The sequence below is a fragment of the Pseudarthrobacter sp. W1I19 genome (assembly GCF_030817835.1).
Taxonomy (GTDB): Bacteria; Actinomycetota; Actinomycetes; order Actinomycetales; family Micrococcaceae; genus Arthrobacter.
In genome coordinates this window covers 1,731,001-1,751,430 of record NZ_JAUSZR010000001.1, presented here as the reverse complement: position 1 = coordinate 1,751,430, position 20,430 = coordinate 1,731,001, and the positions used below count along the sequence as shown (strand labels likewise).

17 protein-coding genes, 2 tRNA genes and 1 pseudogene are annotated in these 20,430 nt (G+C 65.3%); 8 read left to right on the top strand and 12 right to left on the bottom strand.

What is annotated here, in order from left to right:
- Window positions 1-16: 16 nt before the first annotated feature.
- On the top strand, window positions 17-1,102 hold the full coding sequence (locus QF038_RS08215; RefSeq protein WP_307609688.1) for an endonuclease/exonuclease/phosphatase family protein: 1,086 nt from the start codon (window positions 17-19) through the stop codon (window positions 1,100-1,102).
- Between the two features lies 1 nt (window position 1,103).
- Here the strand turns inward: QF038_RS08215 and QF038_RS08210 are convergent, their stop codons facing one another.
- A complete protein-coding gene (locus tag QF038_RS08210; RefSeq protein ID WP_307609687.1) occupies window positions 1,104-1,862 on the bottom strand; it encodes an SDR family oxidoreductase in 759 nt (252 codons plus the stop codon).
- Window positions 1,863-1,979: 117 nt separating this feature from the next.
- Here QF038_RS08210 and valS point away from each other — a divergent pair, with 117 nt between their 5' ends.
- Window positions 1,980-4,601, top strand: a complete 2,622-nt coding sequence (gene valS / locus QF038_RS08205; protein ID WP_307609686.1) for a valine--tRNA ligase — start codon at window positions 1,980-1,982, stop codon at window positions 4,599-4,601.
- Window positions 4,602-4,990: 389 nt separating this feature from the next.
- Here the strand turns inward: valS and QF038_RS08200 are convergent, their stop codons facing one another.
- The 6 genes from QF038_RS08200 to QF038_RS08175 all read right to left on the bottom strand — a co-directional run bounded on the left by QF038_RS08200 (window position 4,991) and on the right by QF038_RS08175 (window position 10,287).
- On the bottom strand, window positions 4,991-5,605 hold the full coding sequence (locus QF038_RS08200; RefSeq protein ID WP_307609685.1) for a DsbA family protein: 615 nt from the start codon (window positions 5,603-5,605) through the stop codon (window positions 4,991-4,993).
- A gap of 71 nt (window positions 5,606-5,676) precedes the next feature.
- Window positions 5,677-6,957, bottom strand: coding sequence for an ATP-dependent Clp protease ATP-binding subunit ClpX (gene clpX, locus QF038_RS08195; protein ID WP_307609684.1), 1,281 nt, complete (start codon window positions 6,955-6,957; stop codon window positions 5,677-5,679).
- Between the two features lie 175 nt (window positions 6,958-7,132).
- Window positions 7,133-7,792, bottom strand: coding sequence for an ATP-dependent Clp protease proteolytic subunit (locus QF038_RS08190; protein ID WP_013601337.1), 660 nt, complete (start codon window positions 7,790-7,792; stop codon window positions 7,133-7,135).
- A gap of 35 nt (window positions 7,793-7,827) precedes the next feature.
- On the bottom strand, window positions 7,828-8,457 hold the full coding sequence (locus QF038_RS08185; RefSeq protein WP_307613432.1) for an ATP-dependent Clp protease proteolytic subunit: 630 nt from the start codon (window positions 8,455-8,457) through the stop codon (window positions 7,828-7,830).
- Between the two features lie 270 nt (window positions 8,458-8,727).
- The gene (gene tig / locus QF038_RS08180) at window positions 8,728-10,131 is read right to left on the bottom strand and encodes a trigger factor (RefSeq protein WP_307609683.1); all 1,404 of its coding nucleotides are present in this window, start codon (window positions 10,129-10,131) and stop codon (window positions 8,728-8,730) included.
- 81 nt (window positions 10,132-10,212) lie between these two features.
- Window positions 10,213-10,287 (bottom strand) — tRNA-Pro (locus QF038_RS08175).
- Between the two features lie 155 nt (window positions 10,288-10,442).
- Between QF038_RS08175 and QF038_RS08170 the strand changes: the two genes are divergently transcribed.
- Window positions 10,443-10,516 (top strand) — tRNA-Gly (locus tag QF038_RS08170).
- A gap of 65 nt (window positions 10,517-10,581) precedes the next feature.
- Here QF038_RS08170 and QF038_RS08165 read toward each other — a convergent pair.
- The 3 genes and pseudogenes from QF038_RS08165 to QF038_RS08155 form a co-directional block, all read right to left on the bottom strand.
- A pseudogene (locus QF038_RS08165) lies at window positions 10,582-11,558 on the bottom strand (Fpg/Nei family DNA glycosylase).
- On the bottom strand, window positions 11,558-12,052 hold the full coding sequence (locus QF038_RS08160) for a ribose-5-phosphate isomerase (protein ID WP_307609682.1): 495 nt from the start codon (window positions 12,050-12,052) through the stop codon (window positions 11,558-11,560). Before QF038_RS08160 ends, QF038_RS08165 begins: the two are co-directional and overlap by 1 nt.
- Before the next feature lie 78 nt (window positions 12,053-12,130).
- Window positions 12,131-13,144 carry a hypothetical protein gene (locus QF038_RS08155; protein WP_307609681.1) on the bottom strand — a complete coding sequence of 338 codons (1,014 nt, stop codon included), beginning with the start codon at window positions 13,142-13,144 and terminating at the stop codon, window positions 12,131-12,133.
- A gap of 156 nt (window positions 13,145-13,300) precedes the next feature.
- Between QF038_RS08155 and pepN the strand changes: the two genes are divergently transcribed.
- Window positions 13,301-15,889 (top strand): aminopeptidase N, encoded by a 2,589-nt coding sequence (gene pepN / locus QF038_RS08150; RefSeq protein ID WP_307609680.1) that lies wholly within the window; start codon window positions 13,301-13,303, stop codon window positions 15,887-15,889.
- Entirely contained in the window at window positions 15,886-16,359 is a 474-nt protein-coding gene (locus QF038_RS08145) for an OsmC family protein (RefSeq protein WP_307609679.1), read from the top strand. Before pepN ends, QF038_RS08145 begins: the two co-directional genes overlap by 4 nt.
- Window positions 16,360-16,392: 33 nt before the next feature.
- On the opposite strand, the gene QF038_RS08140 is transcribed toward QF038_RS08145, so the two are convergent.
- Window positions 16,393-17,385 carry an epimerase gene (locus QF038_RS08140; protein ID WP_307609678.1) on the bottom strand — a complete coding sequence of 331 codons (993 nt, stop codon included), beginning with the start codon at window positions 17,383-17,385 and terminating at the stop codon, window positions 16,393-16,395.
- 119 nt (window positions 17,386-17,504) lie between these two features.
- Between QF038_RS08140 and QF038_RS08135 the strand changes: the two genes are divergently transcribed.
- Both QF038_RS08135 and QF038_RS08130 read left to right on the top strand, forming a co-directional pair.
- The gene (locus QF038_RS08135; protein WP_050054786.1) at window positions 17,505-18,194 is read left to right on the top strand and encodes a mechanosensitive ion channel family protein; all 690 of its coding nucleotides are present in this window, start codon (window positions 17,505-17,507) and stop codon (window positions 18,192-18,194) included.
- A 2-nt stretch (window positions 18,195-18,196) separates the two neighbouring features.
- Window positions 18,197-18,649 carry a globin gene (locus tag QF038_RS08130; protein WP_307609677.1) on the top strand — a complete coding sequence of 151 codons (453 nt, stop codon included), beginning with the start codon at window positions 18,197-18,199 and terminating at the stop codon, window positions 18,647-18,649.
- A gap of 51 nt (window positions 18,650-18,700) precedes the next feature.
- On the opposite strand, the gene QF038_RS08125 is transcribed toward QF038_RS08130, so the two are convergent.
- Complete coding sequence (locus tag QF038_RS08125; protein WP_307609676.1) at window positions 18,701-19,360, bottom strand: hypothetical protein; 660 nt, start codon at window positions 19,358-19,360, stop codon at window positions 18,701-18,703.
- 63 nt (window positions 19,361-19,423) lie between these two features.
- Between QF038_RS08125 and QF038_RS08120 the strand changes: the two genes are divergently transcribed.
- Window positions 19,424-20,404 carry an acyl-CoA thioesterase II gene (locus QF038_RS08120; protein ID WP_307609675.1) on the top strand — a complete coding sequence of 327 codons (981 nt, stop codon included), beginning with the start codon at window positions 19,424-19,426 and terminating at the stop codon, window positions 20,402-20,404.
- Window positions 20,405-20,430 lie beyond the last annotated feature (26 nt).

Genomic DNA, 20,430 nt, shown 5'->3' with positions numbered 1-20,430 from the left:
ACCAATAATGGAGCGTATGCAGAAGAACGGGGCCGGACTGCGTCAGGGACCGCGTCCCCGCAGGGTGTCCTGGTGGTCGGTGTCCGCCGCCGTCCTGGCCGCGCCGGGTGCCGTACTGCTGGCGCTTCGCCTGGTTCCCTGGGACATCGGGACCCCGTGGATCCAGCTGTTGTCCTTCTTTCCCGCGGCGCTCATCACGACGGCGGCGGGGCTGGCTGCCGCCGTCGTCGCACTGTGTATCCGTCCCGGCGCCGCCCGGTCACTGGTGGCCGCGCTGGCAGCGGGGGTGCTCGTGGCCCAGTTCAGCCTGGTGCTGGGCCGGATCGTGCCTGCTGCCGGAGAAGACAACCTGCAGTCCGCTGCCCTCCCCGCGGGCCAACCGGCCGCGAAAGCACTCCCCCGTAAACAGACGCTCACGGTGATGGCGGTGAATGTGGGCTCCAGGGGCATCGACGCCGCGGCCCTGCTGGCGGAGGTGAAAAGCCGGAACGTCGACGTGTTGGCCCTGCCCGAACTCGCCCCGCAGGGACTGGAAGAGCTGGACATCGCAGGCCTGGCAACCGTGCTGCCCGGCCGGGCGCCGGACGTTGATTGGGCCGGCACTGGGAACGCCCTCTTTGCACGGTTTCCGCTGGAGCAGGCTGAACGGGTACCGGGCTCGGTGTTCTACCAAAGCCAGGCAGTGGCCGTAGTCCCCGGCGTAGCGGCGCCGGTCCACCTGACAGCTGTCCACATCGATTCCCCGCTCCCCGGGCATACGCGCACGTGGCGGGCGGAACTGCGGCAGTTGGGGGAACTGTGGCGGGCCGCACCGGAAGGGGAGCCCACCATCCTGCTGGGCGACTTCAACGCCACCGCGGACCACCGGGAATTCCGTGACCTCCTGGCCCTAGGACTCACTGATGCGGCCCGGACTGCCGGCAAGGGCCTGGTACCAACGTGGCCGGTGAACTCACCGGTACCGGCCTTCGCGGCCCTGGATCATGTGCTGGTCAGCCCGGGAATAGGTATCGCGGAGGTCGAGGTCGTCACCCTGCCCGGAACCGATCATGCCGCGGTGGTGGCCCGCCTGGTACTGCAGCAAAAACAGGCTCTGCCGTAAGTCAGCCCTTGCGGATCAGTTTGTGGTTGGCGGCCTGCGCCACCGGCCGGATCACGATCTGGTCCAGGTTCACATGGTGCGGGGCACTGACGGCATACCTGACCACATCCGCCACGTCGGCGGCGGTGAGCGGCTTCTCCACGCCCTGGTATACCTTTTGGGCGGCCTGCCGGTCACCCAGCCGGTTCAGTGCGAACTCCTCCGTGTACACCAGCCCCGGCGCCACTTCGATGACGCGGACGTTGTTTTCCGCTTCCTCCAGCCGCAGCGCCCCGGTCATGGCCTGCTGGGCAGACTTCGCGGCGTTGTAGCCGCCTCCGCCTTCGTACGGAGCAAGCGCGGCAGTGGAGGTCAGGTTCAGCACGGTTCCCTCGCCGTGTGCGCGGAGCATCGGCAGGAACGCCCGGGTGAGCTTCATGGTGCCCAGCACGTTGACCCGGTACATCCATTCCCAGTCCTCGGTGCTCGCCTGGCCCACGGTGTCGGCACCCCGGGCGCCGCCGGCGATGTTGACCAGCGTGTCAATGCCTCCCGCTTCGGTGACCAGGGCAAGAAGCCGGGACACGTCGTCGTCCGCGGAAATATCGGCAGGAATGCCGACGGCGCCGGTCTCGGCTTCCAGCGCGGCGAGCCGCTCCGCGCGGCGCGCCACAGCGAAGACTGTCCAGCCTGCCGCCGCCAGGGCGCGGACGGTTGCCTCACCGATTCCGCTGCTCGCGCCGGTCACCAAAGCTGCTTTTTTCTGGAAGTCCGAAGTCATGGCACCACCCTAACCTTCCCTGCCCGGAGACCGCCCCGGCGTATTTCCCCGGATGAACGCGCGCCTGCAGCCCGCCGCCGGGCAGGGGGACGTGCGCGGCCATGAAACAATTGGCAGATGGCTGAAGACAAACAGGGTACAGACACGCCCAACACCGCCCCCATCAACGTTCCGGACAAGCCGGCCCTCGAGGGCCTCGAAGCTGCCCTGACGCAGCGCTGGCTTGCGGAGGGGACCTACAAGTTCAACCCGGACACCACCCGGGAGCAGGTCTACTCGATCGATACTCCCCCGCCCACCGCTTCCGGATCGCTGCACGTGGGACACATGTTCTCCTACACGCAGACCGATGTGCTGGCCCGCTACCAGCGAATGATCGGCAAGAACGTCTTCTACCCGATGGGCTGGGATGACAACGGCCTGCCCACCGAACGCCGGGTGCAGAACTACTACGGGGTGCGGTGCGACCCGGCCATCCCGTACAACGCGGACTACCGTCCTCCGACCCAGCCTGCCAAGAACCAGCGGGATTTTGACGTGGTCTCCCGCCGGAACTTCATCGAGCTGTGTGAAGAGCTGGCCGTTGAGGACGAGAAGGTCTTCGAAAACCTCTTCCAGACGCTTGGCCTGTCCGTGGACTGGGAACTGACCTACCGCACCATCGACGACAACTCCAGGGCGGTTTCGCAGCGCGCGTTCCTGGCCAACCTTGCGGCCGGCGACGCCTACATGGCCGAGGCGCCCACCCTCTGGGATGTCACCTTCCGCACTGCCGTGGCCCAGGCCGAGCTCGAGGACCGCGAAGTGCCGGGCGCCTACTACCGGTACCCCTTCTTCACTGAGGACGGCGAGCGGATCTACATCGAGACCACCCGTCCCGAACTGCTGGCCGCCTGTGCGGCCCTGGTGGCAAATCCCGACGACGAACGGTACCAGCCGCTGTTCGGCAAGAAGGTCACGTCCCCGGTGTTCGGCGTCGAGGTCGAAGTGAAGGCCCACCCGCTGGCCAAGGCGGACAAAGGCTCAGGCATCGCGATGGTGTGTACCTTCGGCGACCTGACGGACGTCACCTGGTGGCGCGAACTGCAGTTGCCGACACGGGCCATCGTGGGCAGGGACGGCCGGATCGTCAGCGAGGCCCCTGAGTGGATCACCACCGACATCGGCCGTGAAGCCTTTGCCGCCATCGCCGGCAAGACCGTGTTCAGCGCCAAAGAGGAGGTGGTGAAGCTCCTCACCGCCGCCGAACTGCTGGACGGCGAGCCGAAGAAGATCATGCACCCCGTGAACTTCTACGAAAAGGGCGACAAGCCCCTTGAGGTTGTCACCTCCCGCCAGTGGTACATCCGCAACGGTGGACGGGACGAGGACCGCCGTGAACGACTCATCGCGCGGGGGCAGGAAATCGACTTCCACCCCGCCTTTATGCGCTCCCGCTACGAGAACTGGATTTCCGGCCTGAACGGCGACTGGCTGGTATCGCGGCAGCGCTTCTTTGGTGTGCCCATCCCCGTCTGGTACCCGCTGGATGCCGACGGCAACCCGGACTACGACTCCCCCATCGTTCCGTCCGACGAGCAGCTGCCGGTTGACCCGGCAGCGGATGCCGCCCCGGGCTTCGACGAGGCACAGCGCGATGTTCCCAACGGTTTCACCGGCGACGCCGACATCCTGGACACGTGGGCCACCTCCTCCCTGACGCCGAACATTGTGGGCGGCTGGAAGCGCGACGCGGAACTGTTCGCCAAGGTATTCCCGTTTGACGTCCGCCCGCAGGGCCACGACATCATCCGGACCTGGCTCTTCTCCTCGGTGGTCCGCGCCGACGCCCTGGAGAACAGTGCGCCGTGGAAGCACGCCGCCATCTCGGGCTGGATCCTGGACCCGGACCGCAAGAAGATGTCCAAGTCCAAGGGCAACGTGGTGGTCCCCACCGATGTGCTGGAGGAATACGGCTCCGATGCTGTCCGTTACTGGGCCGCCTCCGCTAAGCTCGGCGCGGATACCGCCTACGAGATTGCCCAGATGAAGATCGGCCGGCGCCTGGCCATCAAGCTGCTGAACGCCTCGAAGTTCGTGCTGAACCTCGGCGCCACCGAAGCATCAGTGCTTTCCGCTGACCTCTCGGTGCTGTCCAACCCCCTGGACCGGGCCGTCCTCGCCCAGCTTGCAGATGTTGTGGCGCAGTCCACGAAAGCGTTCGAGAACTACGACTACGCGCGCGCACTGCAGATCACCGAAAGCTTCTTCTGGCAGTTCACGGACGACTACGTGGAGCTCATCAAGGACCGGGCCTACGGCGCTGCCGGCGAAGCCGAACAGGCCTCCGTCCTCGCGGCCCTGGCCACCAGCCTGGACACCCTGCTGCGCCTGTTCGCGCCCTTCCTGCCTTTCGCCACCGAAGAGGTTTGGGGATGGTGGCGGAACGGTTCGGTCCACCGCGCCCAGTGGCCTGCCCCGCTGGACGTGCCGGGCGGGGACACCACCATGCTGGCCACCGTGGGTGTTGCGCTCAGCGGCGTCCGCAAAGCCAAGTCCGAGGCCAAGGTGAAGCAGCGCACAGAGGTCCTGTCCGCCACCATCACGGCCTCCGAGGCCCTGACCACGCAACTGAAGGCTGGGCTTGCCGACCTGAAGGCTGCGTCGAACGCCCGCGAGATCACCCTGGTGGTGGGCGACGGCGAACTGACCGTGAGTGACGTGGCCCTGGCCGCCACCGAGGAGCCCGCCCAGGCCTGACGGACGGCGCCCTGGTCCAGGGAAACTGGTTCAGGGCGACCCGTCTCGGGGCAACCTGTTTCAGGGCAAAGGGGAAGCCCCATCAGCGTTTTGCCGTTGGTGGGGCTTCGACTTTTCGGCCATCTGGTGACGTCTTTGATGGTCTGGCAAGATCCTAGGAAATTTCAGGTCTTCCTACCTCGTCACTGGTAGCTTGTATCCGGCTTTGCCGATGGCTGCGTCAAATACATATCACTGAATCTTCGGTTCCTGCGTCTCTCTTCTTTCGAAGAGGGTAAGAACCATCATTGTCCTGCCGGTCCGGATGCGCAAGAGCCCCGGCAGAACTACAAGCGAGTAGTTCTACCGGAGCTCTGCTGCGTCCCCGTCGATGGCCGGCGGGATCTGGTTCAGCTGAATTCAGGGCGTTCTGTGCGGCTGCGCTTCAGCTCGAAGAAGTGCGGGTAGGAGGCCAGGGCCGTGGTGGCGTCCCACAGCTTGCCGGCCTCTTCACCACGCGGAATCCGGGTCAGGACGGGGCCGAAGAATGCGGTTCCATTGAAGGCCACCACGGGCGTGCCAACATCCTGGCCTACAAGCGAGATGCCTTCCTCGTGGCTGGCCCGCAGCTTTTCGTCGAAGGCTTCTGTGGTGGCTGCTTCAGCCAGCGAGGCGGGCAGGCCGCATTCAGCGAGGGCCTTGGTGATGACCAGGGCCCTGTCCTTCTCGCCGCGCTCATGGATCAGGGTGCCCATGGCGTCATAAAGGGCCTTGACCGTTTCCTGGCCGTGCTCCTGCTGGGCCGCGATGATCACGCGGACCATGCCCCAGGCGTTGTCCATCGACTCGCGGTAGGCGGGCTCCAGGTCGCGGCCCTCGTTGAGGACAGCAAGACTCATCACGTGCCACACCGTTTCGATGTCGCGGACGTCCTCCACTTCACCGATCCAGCGCGAGGTGATCCACGCGAACGGGCACAGCGGGTCAAACCAGAAATCGGCTTTGTTTCGTGCAGTGTCAGTCATGGGTGTACTCCTTCAGGTGCAGGCGGCTGCGCAAGGGGCAGCCGCATCTGACGGTGTCTAGCGGAAGGTTTTCAGGCAGTCTTACGCCGCTTGGTGACGTGCGGGATCATGGTGGGTTCCGCGCCCCGGAGGACCACGTCCTCGGTGATTACCACACTGGCCACATCCTCACGGCTGGGGAGATCGAACATCACCGGGAGGAGCACTTCCTCCATGATGGCCCGCAGGCCGCGGGCACCCGTGCCGCGCTCCAGCGCCTGCTCAGCGATGGCGTCCAGGGCGGTGTCGTCAAACACGAGCTCTACGCCGTCAATCTGGAACATCTTCTGGTACTGCTTCACCAGGGCGTTCTTGGGTGTTGAGAGGATCTGGATCAGGGCGTCCCGGTCCAGGTTGGACACCGTAGTGATCACGGGGAGCCGGCCAATGAATTCCGGAATCAGACCGAATTTCAGGAGGTCCTCCGGCATTACTTCGCCATAGGAATCGATCTTTTTGCTGGCCTCGTTGAGGGGTGCGCCGAAGCCAATCCCCTTCCGGCCGGACCTGGAACCGATGATCTCCTCGAGTCCGGCGAACGCACCGGCCACGATGAACAGGACGTTGGTGGTGTCGATCTGGATGAATTCCTGGTGCGGGTGCTTCCGGCCGCCCTGGGGAGGAACGGAAGCAACAGTGCCTTCGAGGATTTTCAGGAGCGCCTGCTGGACGCCTTCGCCTGAGACGTCCCGGGTGATGGAGGGGTTTTCGCTCTTGCGGGAAATCTTGTCGATCTCATCGATGTAGATGATGCCCTGCTCGGCTTTTTTGACGTCGTAGTCCGCGGCCTGGATGAGCTTGAGGAGGATGTTCTCCACATCCTCACCCACGTAGCCGGCCTCGGTCAGTGCGGTTGCGTCGGCCACCGCGAACGGAACATTCAGGCGGCGCGCGAGCGTCTGGGCCAGGTAGGTCTTTCCGCAGCCGGTGGGACCGATCAGGAGGATATTGGACTTGGCGATTTCGACGTCGTCGTGGTGGCCGCCCTCGGCCAGGCTTCCCGACTTGGGCGCGTGGCCTGCCTGGATCCGTTTGTAATGGTTGTAGACGGCGACGGCGAGGGAGCGCTTGGCCGGCTCCTGGCCAATGACGTATTCCTGCAGGAAGTCGAAGATCTCCCGAGGCTTGGGCAGTTCGAAGCTGCCAAGATCGGCAACTTCGGCGAGTTCCTCTTCGATGATTTCGTTGCAAAGCTCAATGCACTCATCACAGATGTAGACACCGGGCCCGGCAATGAGCTTGCGCACCTGCTTCTGGCTCTTTCCGCAGAAAGAGCACTTCAGCAGATCCGTGCTCTCGCCAATCCGAGCCATATGTGAACCCCTTAGTATCCTGCTGCCAGGCAGCCTTGCACCGTTGCTGGAATCTCCACCAGCCTGCGTGGGCCGGTTGTGACAACATCCACTCTAGGTCACATTCGCTTCCCAGGGTGGAAGGAAAAGGCCGGTGGAGCCAAATGATTGGCGCCACCGGCGCTTTACTTTACCGTTACCTGGTAATTGCCTGCGGTTTGATCTTGCGCGAATCCAGGACCTGGTCGATCAGGCCGTACACCTGGGCTTCTTCCGCGGTCAGGATCTTGTCGCGCTCGATATCGTTGTTGACCTGCTCGGACGTCCGTCCTGAGTGGTGTGCCAGGGTGTCCTCGAGCCAGGACCGCATGCGCATGACCTCGGCGGCCTGGATCTCCAGGTCGGAGGCCTGTCCGCCCTGCCCGCCGGAGAGCGCGGGCTGGTGGATCAGGACACGTGCGTTCGGCAGTGCCAGACGCTTGCCGGGCGTTCCGGCCGCCAAAAGGACGGCGGCGGCGCTGGCTGCCTGCCCGAGGCAGACGGTCTGGATCTCAGGGCGGATGTACTGCATCGTGTCGTAGATCGCCGTCATGGCCGTGAACGAACCACCCGGCGAGTTGATGTACAGGGTGATGTCGCGGTCCGGGTCAGTGGATTCCAGCACCAGCAGCTGCGCCATGATGTCGTCCGCGGAAGCGTCGTCCACCTGGACGCCGAGGAAGATGATGCGGTCCTCGAAGAGCTTGGTGTACGGGTCCTGGCGCTTGAAGCCGTAGGGCGTGCGCTCCTCGAACTGGGGCAGGACGTAGCGGCTGGACGGAAGATTACCGGCGGACCACCCGAAGTTGTAGTTCATTTTTATTGCTCCTGATCTGAGTGTTCTTGTGCCGGTTAGTTCGCGGAGGGGGTCTCGCCCGTGGCGCCGTTGCTGTTCGAGGTTCCGCCGCCGCCGGCAACCGAGCCGGCGTGGGCGGCGATCTTGTCGAAGAACCCGTAGTCAAGGGCTTCGGTGGCCGTGAACCACTTGTCGCGATCGTTGTCCTTGAGGATGGTGTCCACGGTCTGGCCGGTCTGCTCGGCCGTCAGCTCCGCCATAACCTTCTTCATGTGCAGGATGAGCTCGGCCTGGATCTTGATGTCCGAGGCTGTGCCGCCGATGCCGCCGGAGGGCTGGTGCATCAGGACGCGTGCGTTGGGGGTGGCATAGCGCTTGCCCTTGGTGCCGGAGGAGAGCAGGAACTGCCCCATCGAGGCGGCGAGGCCGGTGGCGACGGTGACCACATCGTTCGGGATGAACTGCATGGTGTCATAGATGGCCATGCCTGCGGTGACCGAGCCGCCCGGGGAGTTGATGTAAAGGTAGATGTCCTTTTCCGGGTTCTCGGCGGACAGGAGCAGCAGCTGCGAGCAGATGGCGTTGGCGTTCTCGTCACGCACCTCTGAGCCCAGCCAGATGATCCGCTCCTTGAGGAGGCGGTTGTAGATGTAGTTGTCCTGGGCTGCAGGATCGACAGTCGCCATCCGGGGGGCCTCTGCGTGCTGTGACATGTGTACTTACCTCTCACTGGTGACGGTGACATCACTGAAAATCTCTACTTGGACACTAACCGGTTTCACTGACGTTTTGTTCGCGCGCCGTGGGCTGTTCGCTGACGGCGCACGATCGCCCGGCCCCGCAGGGAGATGCAGTTGGGCCTGCGTCCGGACATGCGGTTGGGCCTGCCGGTGCAAAGCAAACGGCCCCCGGATCCTGGGATCCGGGGGCCGTTCAATCCTGCCTTACAGCGTGGGCTAGGCCTTGGCCTCTGCCTTGTCTTCCTCGCCCGCAGCCTCGGGTGCTTCAGCTGCTGCTTCTTCGGCCTCCACGGCGGGAGCTTCCTCTGCGGCGGGAGCTTCCTCTTCGCCGCCGGGGCGGACGAAGTCGCTGAGGTCAACGGTGTTGCCCTCGCTGTCGGTCACCGTGGCCTGTCCCAGGACAACAGCCAGGGCCTTGCGGCGGCGTACCTCGGACACCATCATGGGGACCTGTCCGCTCTGATCGATGATCTGGGCGAACTGGTTGGGGTCCATGCCGTACTGGCTGGCCGTGCTGACGATGTAGTCGATCAGCTCGTTCTGGCTGACGTTGACTTCTTCCTTTTCCGCGATGGCGTCAAGGATGATTTCGTTCTGGAACGCGCGGGCGGTGTTGGCGCGCACCTCTTCGCGGTGCTCCTCGGTGTCGTGCTCGCCTTCGCCGTGGCCGTTGCCCTCCTTGAAGTGGGCTTCGAGCTGCTCTTCGACGACGGAGTCCGGAACCGGAACCTCAACGAGTTCAACGAGCTTGTCCAGGACCTTATCGCGGGCTTCGACGCCCTGCTCAACAACCTTGGAATCGGCGGCCTGCTTGGCGAGGTCCTCACGGAGCTCGGCAAGGGTGTCGAATTCGGAAGCGAGCTGGGCGAAGTCGTCGTCGGCCTCGGGGAGTTCGCGCTCCTTGACGGCCTTCACAACCACCTTGACCTGGGCTGCTTCACCGGCGTGGTCGCCACCCACCAGGGTGGTGTTGAAGATGGCGTCTTCGTCGGCGCTCAGGCCGGTGACGGCCTCGTCGAGGCCTTCGAGCATGGTGCCGGCGCCAACCTGGTAGGACAGGCCGGCAGCGGAGTCAACCTCTTCGCCGTCGATGCTGGCCGTGATGTCGATGGTGAGGAAGTCACCATCGGCAGCGGGACGGTCAACGGGCTTCAGCGTGCCGAAGCGGCCGCGCAGTTCGTCCAGGGCCTTGTCCACGTCTTCGTCGGAGGACTGGGCTGCGGCAACCTCAACCTGGATGCCGGCGTAGTCCGGGAGCTCGATCTCGGGGCGGACGTCAACCTCGGCAGCGAACTTCAGCCCGCCGTCGGTGGCGGAGGGGTCCGGAACCTCGGTGATCTCAACCTCGGGACGGCTCAGCGGGCGGATGCCGGATTCCTGGACAGCAGCCTGGTACCAGCCGTTGAGGCCCTCGTTGATGGCCGTCTCCAGGACGTAGCCGCGGCCGACGCGCTGGTCGATGAGCTTTGCGGGGACCTTGCCCTTACGGAAGCCAGGGACCTGGATCTGCGAAGCAACGGTCTTGTAGGCCGAGTCGATGCTGGGCTTCAATTCCTCAAAGGGGACCTCAACATTGAGCTTGACCCGCGTGGGGGTGAGGTTCTCGACAGCGCTCTTCACGGTCTAAGTACTCCTGGGATTGTGGGATGGGTTTCTGCAAACGCAATGTTTTGTCCAGGCCGAGAGGTCCGGGCCGCAGAGTCGGGGTGACAGGATTTGAACCTGCGACTTCCTGCTCCCAAAGCAGGCGCTCTAGCCAAGCTGAGCTACACCCCGTAAGTGCACAGGCAAGTCTACGGTGATACGCGCCGTCTTTGCACATTTGACACGTAGCCCATGGATTAGGTTTAGTTATATCCGGCTTGAACAGCCAGCCCGAAGTTCCCATCAGGAAGGCCTGCAGTACTAGGCTTACAGATGGATCTTCCTTCGGGGACGTAGCTTAATGGTAAAGCCTCAGTCTTCCAAACTGATTACGCGGGTTCGATTCCCGTCGTCCCCTCCACAACAGAAGGCCCCTCTCCGGAGGGGCCTTCCTGCGTTAAGCGACAGGAGCCGGCGGCGTTTGGCTCAGGCTGACTGCTGGCAGTTCGGGCACCAGTAGAGCTTCCGACCCACCAGTTCTGCCATCAGTACGGTGGTCCGGCAGACACGGCAGGGCAGCCCGTGACGTTTGTAGACGAAATGGGCGTCCTCGCGGGCCGGGTACGTTTCGGTCCTGACAACGGCGGCACTCACCGAAGCCGGGCTGACCACCGGGGTACTCGCGGCGGCTTTCCCGTTCCCGCCTTTTCCGTTGCCAGTCCAGTACCGCGGCGTGGTGGTGATGATTCGACCGTCCGCCACGCCGTCGTTCATTACGGAGACGACGTCGCGCCACAGCTTGCGTGCCTCGGTATCCGGAACGTCTGTGCCAGGCAGCCAGGGGTCCAGCCGCCGCCGGAACAAGACTTCGGCGCGGTACACATTTCCCCGCCGGCGATGATTTTCTGGTCCATCAGCAATGCGGCCAGCGGCGCCGTGCGGCTTTGCAGGTTGGTGGTAAACCGGCCGGCGTCTCCCCGCCGGTTCCGCAGCGGGTCAGGGCCGAGCCGGTCCAGCACGGCTTCTGCCTCGGAGGCGCTAATGGTTTCGCAGGTGGTTGCCCCGCGCAGGTCCGCCCACCCGTTGGGGCCCACCAGCCGGACGCGCACTGCTCCCACGGGCTCCGGGGGGCCTGCGTAGGGGCGCCCGCCGTCGCCGTCGTCGAAGCTCTCCTGCTCCCCCACCCGGCGCGGCGCGCCAATGCTGGAGGACCCCGCGAAGGTGCTGTCCCCGCCGAAGCTCCATGCTCCGTAGAGGCCCAGGTGGACGTGCAGCACCAAAGCGTGGTCAAAGTGCAGGAACAGGTGCTTCCCGTGGGCATCCGCCGCAACCAGGACATGCCCGTCCAGCAGGGCCGCTCCCCCGGTAAACCGGCCCTGCGGGCTGGAGACTGCCAGCCGCTGGCCGCCGAAAACGTCCGAGAACTGCCGCGCCAGGCGCCGGAGTGTATGCCCTTCCGGCACTACTCGATGACCTCGCCGGTTGTTTCATAGGCGGCGATCTTGCCGATGCGGCGCACGTGCCGCTCATCGTTGCTGAACGGTTCAGTCAGGAATGCCTCGATCAGCTCCGTCGCTTCCTCCACGGTGTGCTGGCGGCCGCCCACGGCCACAACGTTGGCGTCATTGTGCTCACGGGCCAGGGTGGCGGTGGAGTGGTTCCAGGCCAGGGCCGCGCGCACACCCTTCACTTTGTTGGCGGCAATCTGTTCACCGTTGCCGGACCCGCCCAGCACGATGCCCAGGGCGTGGATGCCGGCCTGCTGGTCCGCGACCACGGCGAGGGCCGCGTTGATGCAAAACGACGGGTAGTCATCCTGGGCGTCGTAGACCTTGGGGCCGTGGTCCACCACGTCGTACCCCTTGGCCGTCAGGTGGGTGACGAGGTGGGCGCTGAGTTCCATGCCTGCATGGTCGGTGGCGATGTGGACCCGCGGGAAGGCAGGGGAAGAAGTCACGAGCAGAATCCGTTCGGTGGGCGCTGGCGGCCGGCACGGACGGTGCAGGCCGGGGTCAGGACAACACGGACAAGGATACTAGGAGTCAGCCTGGCCTGCCGCGGCATCCCCGCCGCCCCGCGCCCTGGCCGCGACCCTCGTCAGGACCTCGGCCAGCCGTGCGGCCGAGTCCTGGCTCCCGCCGCTGACCGCAAGCCGCTGCCCGTCGGTCTTATTAACCACGACGGCGGGTCCGCTGCTGACGAGCATCGCGGCGGTTCCGCTGTGGTGCCGGTAGCCCCACCCGCCAAAGTCGGCGGCGCGGACCTCTGCCGCACTGGCCGCCGAAATGGCCCCTGCCGGCACATCCATGACCGGCACAACTCCGGCCAGCAGCACTTTGAGGCCGCGCCGGTCCGCTTTGACGCGCGCACACAGGAACGCCGCGCCAATAACTGCCAGGATCACGAGCAGAGCCCCGAGCCAGGGCAAGGCGATGGCAATCAGCATGGCAGGAAACACCGAGGCAATGCCGATCATCACAAAGACCGAGCTGCGGGCATGGACCCAGAGCCTGATGCTGTCCCGTGACAGGTCCGGATCCAGTTCCCTGGCAATGGCCAACTGCAGGGCCCGGTCGTCATCGGGCGACCATTGCTGGTCCGCCTTGTAGACCATGGCGATCGTCACGCCCAAAGACACGGCCGCCCCGCTTCCCAGCGCGAGCACGGTCATGTCCACCCGGGATTCCCGGGCATCCGCCAGTCCGGCCTGGCCAATCAGCCCCGCCGCAAGGGCGCTGGTGACGAAAAGCGTCAGGAACAGTCCTGCTCCCATCATGATCCGCCGCATCAGCACGGGCCTGCGGACCGGCAGCGCCTGGGACAGGACCAGCCAGCCCGCAGCCACGATCATCAGGGCGCCAGCCGTCACATAGGCGGCGAAGGGCGCGAAGGAGGCACCGCCGTCGGCCGTCCACCGGACGGCGAGCGGCTCCGGAAGGTCCGCCCGAATCAGGAAGGCGGTCACCACGAAGGCGGCCGCAACCATCACCGGGAACCCTGCGACGAATCGCAAGGCTCTGGTGTCCACCGACTCCATGAACTTGCCCATGATTTAACGCTACTCCCGCCGCCGGCAACTGGCCTCCCACCTGACTCCTACCCACTGTGAGCCGTGCTACTTGTCGTCGCAAAGGAATGCAAGAATGAACGAACGCCCCGCTGGGCACCGCCAGCGGGCAGTCGCCACCCTTCGAAAGGCCCCACTTTGCCTGGTTTGAACCTGACGCGCGCTGAAGCCAGCGGGCGTGCCGAACTGATCTCTGTCGAGTCCTACGACGTCAGCCTGGACCTGACCCGGGGCGGGAAGGTTTTCGGCAGCACCACCACGGTGAAATTCAGCGCCAAGTCCGGGTCAGCCAGCTTTATTGATGCGGTTACCTCGGCCGTGCACAGCGTTACCCTGAACGGCCGCAGCCTTGACCCGGCCACAGTGTCCGACGGCGTGCGCATCCAGTTGCCGGAGCTCGCGGAACACAACGAGCTCACCGTTGTGGCGGACGCGCCGTACATGAACACCGGCGAAGGCCTGCACCGTTTCGTGGACCCGGTGGACAACGAGGTCTACCTGTACACGCAGTTCGAAGTTCCGGACTCACGGCGGATGTTCGCCGTGTTCGAGCAGCCGGACCTGAAGGCCACCTTCACTTTCACTGTCACTGCCCCCTCGCACTGGGACGTCATCTCCAACTCCCCCACCCCCGCCCCGGTGGAGACCACGCCCGGCGAGGACGGCGGCGCCCGGTCCGTCTGGTCCTTCTCCCCCACCCCGCGGTTGTCCTCGTATGTCACGGCGCTGATCGCCGGCCCGTACCAGTCGGTGCGCAGCGAGGTCACCAGCTCGGACGGGCGGGTGATCCCGCTGGGGGTTTTTGCCCGGAAGTCGCTGATGCAGTACCTGGATGCAGAGAATATTTTTAAGCTGACCCGGCAGGGCTTCGCCTTTTTTGAGGCGCAGTTCGGCTGCCCCTACCCGTTCGAGAAGTATGACCAGCTGTTCGTGCCGGAGTTCAACGCAGGCGCCATGGAGAACGCCGGCGCGGTGACCATCCTCGAAGGCTACGTTTTCCGCAGCAAGGTCACCGGCGCCCAGATTGAACGCCGCGCCATCACCGTGCTCCACGAGCTCGCCCACATGTGGTTCGGCGACCTCGTGACCATGCGCTGGTGGAACGACCTGTGGCTGAACGAGTCCTTCGCCGAGTACATGTCCCACCTTGCAGCTGTTGAGGCCACCTCGTTCACCAGTGCCTGGACCACCTTCGCCTCGGTGGAGAAGTCCTGGGCCTACCGCCAGGACCAGCTGCCCACCACGCATCCGATCTTCGCCGAGATCAACGACCTCCAGGATGTCGAGGTGAACTTCGACGGCATCACCTACGCGAAGGGCGCGTCCGTCCTCCGCCAGCTGGTGGCGTGGGTGGGACCGGAGCAGTTTATGGCCGGCGTGCGGGAGTACTTTGCCAAGCATTCCTGGCAGAACACGGAGCTGCGGGACCTCCTGGTGGAACTGGAGAAGGCCAGCGGCCGCGACCTCGATGTGTGGGGACGGCAATGGCTTGAAACGGCCGGCGTCAACACCCTCAAGCCCGAGGTGGAGGTGGACGGCGACGGCAAGCTCACATCGTTCGCCATTGTGCAGTCGGCCGTCGAAGAGTGGCCCACCATCCGTCCACACCGGCTCGCGGTGGGGTTCTACAACCTCAATGACGCCGGCAAGCTGGAGCGGGTTCACCGCGAGGAGCTGGACGTCGACGGCGAACGTACCGAAGTGCCCGCGCTGGCCGGCCTGGTCCAGCCTGACCTCATCCTCGTTAATGATGATGACCTCGCCTACGCCAAAGTGCGGCTGGATGAAAAGTCCCTGGCCACCGCCACCGCGCACCTGAAGGACTTCACTCAAAGCCTGCCGCGGACACTCGTGTGGAATTCTGCCTGGGACGCTGCGCGCGACGGTGAGACCCCGGCGCGGCGCTATGTGGAACTGATCCTGGCCAACGTGGCTGCCGAGACAGATTCCTCGGTGATCCTGGTCCAGCTCCGCCAGCTGGCCACCACGCTGAACTTCTATGTGGCCGAAGAGCACCGGCAGGCGACGGCCGTGGCGGCCGCGGACAAGCTGTGGGAGCTGGCGTCCGAGGTGCCGGGCGGCTCGGACGCCCAGCTGCAGTTCGTGAAGTCCTTTGCCCTGCTGGCAGGCAGTGAAAGCCAGCTGGACCGGGTTGCGGGGCTTCTCGACGGATCGCTCGTCCTCGACGGACTTGCTGTTGACCATGACCTGCGGTGGGAGCTGGTCACGTCCCTCGTGGCAGGCGGCCGACTGGGCCAGGACGGCATCGACGCCGAGCTGGAGCGAGACAACACCTCGAGCGGACAAAATGCCGCGGCCCAGGCCAAGGCCGCCATCCCCGCGCCGGAGGCCAAAGCCGCGGCCTGGGAATCGATCGTGGTCAAGGGCGAGCTGTCCAACGCCCTTCAGGGCTCGGCGGTCAACGGCTTCATGCGGGTCCTGGACCGGTCACTGCTGGAACCGTACGCCGAGAAGTATTTCGAGGCGGTGCCGGGGATCATGGAGACCCGGACGCACGCACTTGCCCAGCAGATCGTCGTCGGGCTCTACCCCTCCCTGCTGACCACCCAGGCCATCGTGGACCGGACGGATGGCTTCCTGGCGTCGCTTCCCCCCGAAAGCGCCGCGCTGCGCCGGCTCATGCTGGAAAACCGCGACGGCGTGGCGCGGGCCTTGCGCGCCCGCGCGGCTGACGTCCTTCCCGGCGAAGCAGTTCCCGCGGTATGAGCCTGCACGAACACAGCTATGCGCTGACTGTCCAGTGGACCGGCAACCTGGGCGAGGGGACGTCGTCCTACCGCGGCTACTCGCGCGACCACGACGTGCTCATCCCGGGCCTGCCGGTCATTAAGGGCTCGGCGGATCCCACCTTCCATGGAGACCGGGAGCGCTACAACCCCGAGCAGCTGCTCCTGGCCGCCCTGGCCCAGTGCCATATGCTCTCCTACCTCCACGTAGCGGTGAAACACGGTGTGGTGGTGACCGGCTACCGCGACGACGCCAGCGGGCTGATGCGCCTGAACCGGGACGGCAGCGGCCAGTTCGAAAGCGTCACCCTGCACCCGCGCGTGACGGTTGCGGACGCGGGCCAGGCGGACCTTGCGGCCCGGCTGCACCACGAGGCGAACCAGGTCTGCTTCATCGCCCGGAGCGTGAACTTTCCGGTGGACCACGAGCCCGAGACGGTGGTTGGCTGACCGTACGGTCCGGTGGCTAGGCGGTCTCCTCGCTTAGGCAGTCTCCTGCAGGGCGGCGAGCAGGCGCCCCTCTGTTTCCTGTGACAGCCCGGCCTTCCTGGCGCGGTCCAGCCCCCGTTGGCGTTCGTCGGCCAACGCGTCCGCCAGTGTCTCCTGCCAGGGCCGGAGCCGCAGGCCGGCGTCGACCGCCGCCTGGTTGCTCCGGGCCATAAAACCCTCATGCGCGGGCGGGAGCCAGAGTGGCAGGGAATCCTGGCCGGCCCAGTAGCCCACACCCTGCTCCGCAAGCCAGGTCTCCGCCGCAGGCACCACCGCGCCGCTGTGACCCGCCGCCCTCCCGGCTGCGTCGAGGTAGTTACCGAACCGGACTTGGTCTCCCAGTGCGTTCATTGCGCCGGTGATGCCCCGCTCCGCGGCCAGCAGGATCCATGCGGCCAGGTCCCGGACGTCGATCACCTGCGTGGGGGCGTCGTCGATCGTCGGCGCCAGAACGGGCCTTGTGTCCCGGGCAAAGCGGGCGGGCCAGTAGCCATACCGGTCCGAGCCGTCCCCCGGACCGCCGATCAGGCCGGCACGGCACAGATGGGCTTTGCCGCCCACGGCCTGAAGCGTTGCCTCCTCGATGGCAACTTTCGACTCGCCGTAGTTTTCCGGCGTCGACGGCGTACCCGGGTCAAGCGCAGGAAGCAGGGCGGCATCCTCCCCGGCACCGGGAATCGAAGCGTCGGCGTACACCGAGCAACTGGAGACGAACGTCCAATGCGCTGCCCGGTGCGCGAGGACGCGCAACGCTTCCGATGCCGGCACCGGGTCCCGGGCGACCTCGATCACGGCGTCCCAGTCGCCTGTGGCTCCGGCATAAGCCTGACCGCCCGCTGAACGGTCGGCTTTCAACCATGCCGCTCCCTGAGGCGGTTCTGCTGCGGAGCCTCGGGCCAGGCACGTGACGCGATGCCCGGTGGCCACTGCCTGGCGGGCGATTTCTGCGGACAGGAAGGCGGTTCCGCCAAGGACAAGAATGCGCATGCGGCCACGCTACGGCGCTAGGGTTGAAGGAGAACAGAGCCTTCCGCGCCGGGCTTAACCGGTGCACGGCGTCCGCATCCCGGCTGCAGCCGGGGAACCCCCAGGAGTACTTCCCCCAAATGGTCAGCACGTTGTCGATCCTTCCCCCCGCCGCCAGTGATCCGGACGGTATCAACATCACAGGCATCGTGATTAGCCTCGGCGTGGGCGTCACGGTGTGGCTGGTTGCCACCTTCGTCATTTCCCGCATCACCCGGCAGGTGGCTTCCGGCAGCAGCCTTTTCAAGAAGCCCACCTTCAAATGGGTAGCTCCGGCACTACGGGCTTTGGACCACGAACGGCGCGTACAGCGCGCTGAAACCATCGGCTCGCTGCTGAACAGCGTGGTGGGCGTGCTGGTAGTGATCATCACCGGCATGTACGTGCTGCAGAACCTGGACATCAACATCGCCCCGCTGCTCACCAGCGTCGGCATCCTGGGTGTGGCCATCGGCTTCGGTGCCCAGCAGCTGATCCGGGACTTCCTCGCCGGAATTTTTATTACCATTGAAGACCAGTACGGCATCGGCGACGTGATCGAGACCAGTGAGGTTGTAGGTGTGGTGGAGTCCATGGGCCTGCGCATCACCCGGGTACGCTCGGACGATGGCGCCATCTGGTACCTCCGCAACGGTGAGATCCTCCGCGTCGGCAACCGGTCCCAGGGCAACTACGTGCCCCTGCACGAGTCACCGGACGGGACCACGGACCAAGGCAGCGACCACGGCGCCGTCGAGACAAAAAAGACTGACCAGAAAGCCGGAGACTAGCGATGACCATCCCCATCGAACCGCAGCGGCCACGCCAGCTGATGCAGAACGATCCCTTCAGCCAGCCCGGCTACACCGATAACTTCTACGACGCTGTGGGCGGCCACGAAGCGTTCGTGAAGCTGATCGATGTCTTTTACGACGGCGTGGCCGCGGATCCGCTGCTGCGGCCCATGTACCCGGAAGAGGACCTGGCACCGGCCAAGCGCCGGTTCCTGATGTTCCTGGAACAGTATTGGGGCGGTCCCACCACATACGGCGAGGAACGCGGCCATCCCCGGCTACGCATGCGCCACATGCCGTTCCAGGTGACGCCGGAAGCCAAGGACCGCTGGCTGTTCCACATGCGCAAGGCCGTGGATGCGCTGGAGCTGCCGCCGCTGTACGAGGGCACCCTGTGGGATTACATGGAGCGCGCCGCCCTGTCGATGGTGAACAGCCCGGCCGGGCAGTGAAGCGGCGGCTGCTCAAACAGGGTTTTTGCGTTTAGAGCAGGGTTCTTGCGCCTAGAGCAGCCCGCTACCCGTGCGTGCCAGGACGTGCCCGCGCGGTCCAGTCAACCGGAACCAGCGCCCCGTACGGTAGAGCTTCTGGTCGCCGTCACCCAGGAAACCAAGGGCCAGGGCGGCGAAGGCGGCCCCTGCCGGCAGTCCGGTTTCATCGAGTTCCCTGCCCCAGACGGCGGCCCTGGCGTTGTTGACGATCAGCGCGCCCGGTTTGTCCGGCACAATGCCTGCCACTTCCGCAATGCCCGCTTCAGCGGCCTCGCGAAGGGCAGCGTCGCTGCGCGGGCCCATCAGCTCCCATCCGCTCCTGGGAGCGCCCACCCCGGTCCAGGACTCGGTGACGGTGGACGGCGGAACCGGCAGCTCGACGTCGTCCTCCCCCGCCCTGGCAAGGCGGTCCAGCACTGCGGCCAGGGGAACGGTGACGTCCGTTCCGGACGGCTCGGCCAACGCCATGGTGCGCAGACCCAGGATGGTGGGAGTCGATTCACCGAGCACACGCGGGCGCAGCACGCACACGTACGCGGCGAGAACGGAACCTGCCGCCTGAAGCCGGATGGCGCCGTCGTCGATTGCTTTTGCCCGCGTGGCGAAGGTCTTCAAATCAGCGAGGTCGCGGGGATCGGCGAAACGGAAGGACGAGGTGAGGAGATCAGACACACCAAGAACACTACCGGGTCGACCTTTGTTGAGCAGTGCCTTGGTGCCGTCTAGAGTCAAACTATGACTGAAGCCGACGCCGGACTCCTGGCGCTCCCCAGCGAAGATCCCACCTTATCGCTCATCAATCTTCTGGACCTTGGTGAGCTCGAGGGGGCCCGGACAGATGAGGACATCTTCCTTGGCCCGTCGCAGCAGCAGCCCCACCATCGGGTGTTTGGCGGTCAGGTACTGGCACAGTCGCTCATCGCTTCCTTCAGGACCGTGGCCCCGGACCGTTTTGTGCATTCGATGCACGGCTACTTCCTGCGCCCGGGGGATGCGAACAAGCCGATCACGTTCGGCGTGCAGCGCCTCAGGGACGGCAGGTCCTTTTCGGCCCGCCGCGTCCACGCCTACCAGGAGGGCGTGCCCATCCTGTCGATGATTGCTTCCTTCCAGGGCGAGGACGAAGGCATCGAGCACGAATCCGTGATGCCCAGCGGGATTCCCGATCCCGAGTCGCTGCCCAGCACAGCTGACCTGCTGGGCAAGTTTGATCACCCGGTGGCGCGGCACTGGGCCTATGAACGGCCCTTCGACATCCGGCACGTTGATCCGCCGCTGTATGTGTCGGCGAAGGGCGAGCGGGAAGCACGCAACGCCGTGTGGATGAAGACCTTCGGCCCCATGCCGGACAACCCGAACCTGCACCGTGCGGCACTGGCCTACGCGAGCGACTACACCCTGCTGGAGTCCATCCTGCGGCGGCACGGCCTGAGCTGGATCACCCCGGGGATGAACGTCGCCAGCCTCGACCACGCCATGTGGTGGCACCGCCCGGCACGGGTGGACGAATGGCTGCTTTATGTGCAGGAATCCCCCAGCGCGCAGGGTGCCCGCGGACTCGCCACCGGCAAGATCTTCAACCGGGCGGGCCAGCACGTGGCGTCGGTGGCCCAGGAAGGGATGGTCCGCGTGCCCACCGACCTGAAGAACAAAGTGGTGGGCGCCTTCCAGTCCAAAGTCATGGAGCACCAGATCCGCAAGGCAGCCAAGGACTAGCTGCAGGTTCAACGCACCCGGAAACG

What these genes read in the sequence shown, in the direction of transcription:
- QF038_RS08140 (WP_307609678.1), bottom strand. Translation starts at nt 17,385, where the DNA reads ATGCGCATTCTTGTCCTTGGCGGAACCGCCTTCCTGTCCGCAGAAATC.
- QF038_RS08135 (WP_050054786.1), top strand. Translation starts at nt 17,505, where the DNA reads ATGGTCAGCACGTTGTCGATCCTTCCCCCCGCCGCCAGTGATCCGGAC.
- QF038_RS08155 (WP_307609681.1), bottom strand. Translation starts at nt 13,144, where the DNA reads ATGGGCAAGTTCATGGAGTCGGTGGACACCAGAGCCTTGCGATTCGTC.
- QF038_RS08185 (WP_307613432.1), bottom strand. Translation starts at nt 8,457, where the DNA reads ATGGCGACTGTCGATCCTGCAGCCCAGGACAACTACATCTACAACCGC.
- QF038_RS08120 (WP_307609675.1), top strand. Translation starts at nt 19,424, where the DNA reads ATGACTGAAGCCGACGCCGGACTCCTGGCGCTCCCCAGCGAAGATCCC.
- valS (WP_307609686.1), top strand. Translation starts at nt 1,980, where the DNA reads ATGGCTGAAGACAAACAGGGTACAGACACGCCCAACACCGCCCCCATC.
- QF038_RS08210 (WP_307609687.1), bottom strand. Translation starts at nt 1,862, where the DNA reads ATGACTTCGGACTTCCAGAAAAAAGCAGCTTTGGTGACCGGCGCGAGC.
- clpX (WP_307609684.1), bottom strand. Translation starts at nt 6,957, where the DNA reads ATGGCTCGGATTGGCGAGAGCACGGATCTGCTGAAGTGCTCTTTCTGC.
- QF038_RS08190 (WP_013601337.1), bottom strand. Translation starts at nt 7,792, where the DNA reads ATGAACTACAACTTCGGGTGGTCCGCCGGTAATCTTCCGTCCAGCCGC.
- QF038_RS08215 (WP_307609688.1), top strand. Translation starts at nt 17, where the DNA reads ATGCAGAAGAACGGGGCCGGACTGCGTCAGGGACCGCGTCCCCGCAGG.
- QF038_RS08130 (WP_307609677.1), top strand. Translation starts at nt 18,197, where the DNA reads ATGACCATCCCCATCGAACCGCAGCGGCCACGCCAGCTGATGCAGAAC.
- QF038_RS08200 (WP_307609685.1), bottom strand. Translation starts at nt 5,605, where the DNA reads ATGACTGACACTGCACGAAACAAAGCCGATTTCTGGTTTGACCCGCTG.
- QF038_RS08145 (WP_307609679.1), top strand. Translation starts at nt 15,886, where the DNA reads ATGAGCCTGCACGAACACAGCTATGCGCTGACTGTCCAGTGGACCGGC.